We start from the raw sequence: 3919 nt of genomic DNA on the forward strand, positions 1-3919 counted from the left end.
ACTCCACACCGTCGCGCCGCCCGGCAGAGTTGCTGCAGGCAGGTCGGACAAGCGAGATTCTGGATGAGATCGAACGAAAGTGGCAGCCGGATGTGATGCTGTTCGACATGTCGCCGATGCTGGCCAGCGACGACAATGTCGGCTTTCTTGGCAATGTGGATTGCGCGCTGCTTGTCGCGGCGGCGGAAAGCACGACCCTGCCCAATATCGATATCTGCGAAAAGGAACTGGCCCAGCTAACCAATGTGCTAGGGGTCGTTCTGAACAAGTGCCGCTATGCGGATGGATCCACGGGCTACGACTACGGCGGCTACAGCTGAGATTGCTGCGAGCGGAAAACAAAAAAAGGCCGGGCGATATGCCCGGCCTTTTTCGTTGACTGAGAGTGTGCTCAGGCCGTCTTGCGCCGACGGCGCAGGGCCGCAAGGCCGCCAAGACCACCAAGCAGCATCAGGCCTGCTGCAGGTACAGGAACCGGGGCCAGACCGATACCCGCAAGGGCGCCGTCGGCAAAGCCGTAGTTGTCATTGGAGCTGAGCACCGTGAAGAAAATCTCTGTGACCGAGATCGCGGCGAAAGATGCGCCGACGAAACCGGGTGCGCCCGTGCCAGCGATATCGGTGGCGTAAAGCGAGATGATCGGAGAACCGCCATTGATCGAGGCCTGACCAACTTCCATCGAGCTTCTGTCAGGTGCCTGGAAGAGGTCGAGGAACGCGATGGCGTTTACCAGCACCGGGGCGCTGAACGTCACCTTGATCCACTCCATCTTGTTATTGGCGTAGTTCGTGATCTCGTCGTCATGCGCACCGACGCCATAACCGTCGGTCTCGAACGACAGGCCGGTTCCCGTCGGCGCGACGTTGCCATCGAAGCTTTGCGAATTGTTCAGGACGCCGCTGGCGGTCATGTCCCAGGTCACGGACCCGTTGAACAGCGTACCGGACGAGCCGGTCCCTGCCTTCGTGAAGTCGATTACATAAGCATCTGCAGTCGATACTCCAGCGAACATCGCCAAACCCGCGAGCGCACCGGTACACCAGTTCCCAAGCATTTTTTTACCACCCCTTGCGACGACTTGTCGGTAAGAAAAATTTAATCTTCTTCATTTCTACCACATACGACGCGTTTTGGAACATTGATTTGACACTATTTTTCCTTGTTTTTCGCTACCACCAGAAATTGCAACTACAGATTGTGCTAGTTTCCCTAATAAAAATTATCGGCCAGTAATTAAATTTTTGTTTCCGATATAGCAACGCAGGGTCGGCCATTGTATGAAACTATTTTTTAAAAAATGCCTTACCGTTTCCCATGCCGGGACAGTCATGAGCGGCACTTCAACTGAGATGTTCAATTCGGATCTTAGAACACACCGCGCTGGACTTCATACCGGGGCTCGAGAATCTTGGGCCGACCGAATCAGATGGCCTGACACGTGAACCAAGCAGTTATCATCCCCCACTATAACGATACCGCCCGACTAAGGCGTTGTTTGTCGGTGTTATCCAAAGGCGATACGAACGGGATCGACATCGTTGTCGTTGACAACGGTTCATCGGAATCGCTTTCGCAGTTACAGCACGATTTTCCCTCGATCCGGTTTGTAGAGGAATCCGGAAAGGGTGCCGCACTCGCACGAAATCGCGGCGTGAAGGAAACCCAGGCCGAGATCATTGCGTTTCTGGATGCCGACTGTGTTCCGGCGTCAGACTGGCTCGCGACCATTTCTGCCGTGGCGGAGCGGTCAGATATTGTTGGCGGTGCAATAGATGTCTTCGATGAAACCCCTTCGCCGCGCAGCGGTGCCCAGGCGTTTGAGACTGTCTTCGCATTCAACTATCGAAACTACATTGAAAAAAAGGGGTTCTCGGTTACCGCGAACCTCGTCACCTCCCGCGAAGTGTTTGAACGGGTCGGCCCGTTCATCAATGGTGTGTCGGAGGATGAGGAATGGTGTCGCAGGGCGCGCAGCAAGGGATGTATGATTGCCCTGGCCGAGGAGTTGCGCGTCGCGCACCCGACCCGGTCAGACTGGCCTGCGCTTGAAAAGAAGTGGAGACGTCTGACCCGAGAGATGTTTGCGCTTCATAGCGATACCTATCCGGGTCCCATCGGGCGCTTGCGCTGGTTTGTCAGAGGGGCCGCGATGCCCTTCAGCGCCGTCGCGCACCTTCCGAAGGTTCTGTTCAGCCCCAAACTCAACGGTGCTTCAGAACGGCTTCGTGGTGCTGCAACCCTTGTCCGGCTGCGGTTGCGGCGGGCGTGGTGGATGATGCTGCAGGCAGCAGGACGCGAAACATAAAAAAAAAACCCGCCGGGATTACCCGGCGGGGTCGATGTTTCAGTCGGTCACTTCGTCAGAAGTTTTCGTATGCGCCTGCATCCGGCGCCTTGCCCAGCGGCCGTGCCGTTCCGATGATATCGAGCTGCGGCGCGTATTTGGCCAGGCCAGCATTGGCCGCCTTCGCAGTAGACTTCAGCGAGAAGTCCTGCTGGGCCACCGACGAAAACTCGCTCGCCGCGTTGATGACGATGACGTTGTTGGCCGAGACGATGTTCCTCGACGTATCCGCCGTGACCTTGTTGCCGTTTACCAGGTTGTTCGCGAAGGTCGTGTTCTGCGAAGGTGTTCCGTTCTTGTGCGGTGACAACCGGATCCACGGCCATTTTGCGTTTGCACCATTGGCATCGACCACGGTGTTGTTGACGACGAGCGTATTGATCGCGCCGTTGATTGAGATGCCGTGATAGGCCCGCGTTGAGATGACGTTGTTGCGGATGACGATGCCATCATACATACCGTCGAACATCGAGATGCCCTGCAGCTTGCAGCGCAGCGGGTTTGTGGACGTGGACGTCCATTCGAAGATCTTGTTGTCTTCGACGGTCAGGTTCTTGACCGTGCCCGTCCCGACCTTGCCGCCGGAACCGGTCGAGAAAGACTGGAAGCCGTCCATGTGATTGGCACTGATCGCAAAACAGTTCTGAACCTTGTTCTTGCGGACGATGGAGTTGTCGCCATTGGCCCGCATACCATCACCGGCAAATCCGTCGATGATGTTTTCCTCCATCAGCGTGTTCGAGGCGACGCTCTTGATGCCATGAAAGATACCGGTCAGGCGGTTGCGTGCGATCGTTACGCTGTCACCGTCGATCATCAGGCCATCACGCTTGTAGTTCTGCCAGTCGGTTTGCGCCCACTGCATGTAGTTGGCCGACGATGATACGCCGCGCACATCAAGATCGGTAAAGGCCAGGTCGGATGTGTCGCCATAGCTCCGGATAAGCGGGCCGGTGCCGGCATTGGCCGAGGTTGCCCAGACTTTGAGGCCCTGAAAGACGATATTGCTCGAACCGCGGATGAGGATTGAGTCGACATGTGCGACTTCACCGGCAACCGGGGCGACCACGATGGGAGTGGAGAATCGCATTCCCTGAAAGGAGATCGCTCCGTGATAACCATCCATCAGGAAGATGCGGTCGCCGCCTTGCAGCTGACCCGAAGCCAGCACAGCACCGACGGATGGCCAGACCTGACCACTCGGAGGTGTTGTCGAACCACCGGTCGTGGTGGAGGGACCGCCGGATGTCGTACCGCCCGTTGTTCCCCCAGTCGTTCCGGTGGTTGTTCCGGTTGTCGTCCCCCCGGTTGTTCCGGTGGTTGTACCGCCCGTGTCCGTCGTTCCGGTAGACGTGCCGCCGGTATCAGTCGATCCCGTGTCGGTGCCGCCGGTATCAGTCGATCCCGTGTCGGTGCCGCCGTTATCAGTCGATCCCGTGTCGGTACCGCCGGTATCAGTCGATCCCGTGTCGGTACCGCCGTTATCAGTCGATCCCGTGTCGGTACCGCCGGTATCGGTCGATCCCGTGTTGGTGCCGCCGGTATCGGTCGATCCCGTGTTGGTGCCGCCGGTAT

The 3919-nt window shown here is 57.5% G+C and carries 3 protein-coding genes and 1 pseudogene; 2 read left to right on the top strand and 2 right to left on the bottom strand.

Annotation, left to right across the window (positions count from 1 at the left end):
* A pseudogene (locus WBB85_RS06075) lies at nucleotides 1-320 on the top strand (CpsD/CapB family tyrosine-protein kinase); the annotation flags it as partial.
* A gap of 71 nt (nucleotides 321-391) precedes the next feature.
* On the opposite strand, the gene WBB85_RS06080 reads toward WBB85_RS06075, so the two are convergent.
* Nucleotides 392-1054, bottom strand: coding sequence for a VPLPA-CTERM sorting domain-containing protein (locus WBB85_RS06080; RefSeq protein ID WP_432637737.1), 663 nt, complete (start codon nucleotides 1052-1054; stop codon nucleotides 392-394).
* 384 nt (nucleotides 1055-1438) lie between these two features.
* Here WBB85_RS06080 and WBB85_RS06085 point away from each other — a divergent pair, with 384 nt between their 5' ends.
* The gene (locus WBB85_RS06085) at nucleotides 1439-2305 is read left to right on the top strand and encodes a glycosyltransferase family 2 protein (RefSeq protein ID WP_432637738.1); all 867 of its coding nucleotides are present in this window, start codon (nucleotides 1439-1441) and stop codon (nucleotides 2303-2305) included.
* A gap of 55 nt (nucleotides 2306-2360) precedes the next feature.
* Here WBB85_RS06085 and WBB85_RS06090 read toward each other — a convergent pair.
* Nucleotides 2361-3919: choice-of-anchor Q domain-containing protein (locus tag WBB85_RS06090; RefSeq protein WP_432637739.1), on the bottom strand; the 1559-nt coding region annotated here is incomplete at its 5' end.

It is taken from the genome of Albidovulum sp., assembly GCF_049646345.1.
Taxonomy (GTDB): Bacteria; Pseudomonadota; Alphaproteobacteria; order Rhodobacterales; family Rhodobacteraceae; genus Albidovulum.

Coding starts and splice junctions, on each gene's coding strand:
- WBB85_RS06080 (WP_432637737.1), bottom strand. CDS start 1,054: ATGCTTGGGAACTGGTGTACCGGTGCGCTCGCGGGTTTGGCGATGTTC.